Annotated in this window: 1 protein-coding gene and 1 pseudogene; both read left to right on the plus strand. The window is 36.6% G+C overall.

What is annotated here, in order from left to right:
- Positions 1-571: flagellin (locus LXM54_RS27635; RefSeq protein WP_233319553.1), on the plus strand; the 571-nt coding region annotated here is incomplete at its 5' end.
- Positions 572-1,053: 482 nt separating this feature from the next.
- A pseudogene (locus tag LXM54_RS27640) lies at positions 1,054-1,149 on the plus strand (flagellin); the annotation flags it as partial.

The raw sequence follows: 1,149 nt of genomic DNA on the forward strand, positions 1-1,149 counted from the left end.
TGAAACACATGCAATCCTGCAACGTATGCGTGAGTTAGCTGTACAAGGTGGTAACGACACAAACACTACTGATGATCGTGATCAAATCCAAACAGAAATTGATCAATTAACAAAGGAAATCGATCGTATTGCTGACACAACAGAATTCAACACGCAAAACTTATTAAAAGGATCATTCTCTGCTACACTTCAAGTAGGAGCAAATGATGGACAAGTAATCAACTTCTCTATTAGCGGAATGGGTGCTTCAAGCCTGGGGATTTCTGGTTCCATCAGCGTAGGAACGAATGCAGAAGCAAGTGGCTCCATCTCTCTACTAGATGCTGCTATAACTTCGGTTTCTACTCAACGTTCGAACTTAGGTGCATTGCAAAACCGCCTAGAGCACACTATTAACAACTTGGATACATCTTCTGAGAACTTGACAGCAGCTGAATCTCGTGTTCGTGACGTAGACATGGCGAAAGAAATGATGACCCAAACGAAGAACTCTATCCTTGCACAAGCAGCTCAATCAATGCTTGCACAAGCAAACCAACAGCCACAAGGCGTACTTCAATTACTTCAATAATTTGGTTTATATTTCTTTTGGAAAGAGGATTGCCTAACTTTTGGCAGTCCCCTTTTTATTTATTATCTCCTTTTTCATTTGATTTACTAATTTCTCCTTTCAATAACCCTCCAAAAAATGAATATTTTCCCTAAAAAATTGTATGAAAAATAGTACGTATGTAAACAATACAAATAAAGATATTGTAAATGGAAACAATCTCTTTGTTTGCCTTCTCCTTGTGAGATGAACAGTTTTGACTTGATAAAAAGCCTATTGAACATTCTTAAATGTTTTGTTATAAGGCTTTTACGTTATTCCCAATCTTGAAACAGCAAGATAATAAAATTATTTAGTAATATTCAAAAACAAGTTAAACAAAAAACTGTTTGTCCGATATATTAAGTAGAGAGGGGAAGGGCGGCCGACCATTCCATCTCTCCAAATATAAAAATGACCGTTCACAAGGATGTGAACACTTAAATTCAAGGAGGAAACTTACAATGAGAATTAATCACAATATCGCTGCATTAAACACATACCGTCAATTAAGCTCTGCGACAAATGCTCAATCTAAATCAATGGAGAAATTGTCTTCT

The sequence above is a fragment of the Bacillus sp. Au-Bac7 genome (genome assembly GCF_021341655.1).
Classification (GTDB): Bacteria; Bacillota; Bacilli; order Bacillales; family Cytobacillaceae; genus Niallia.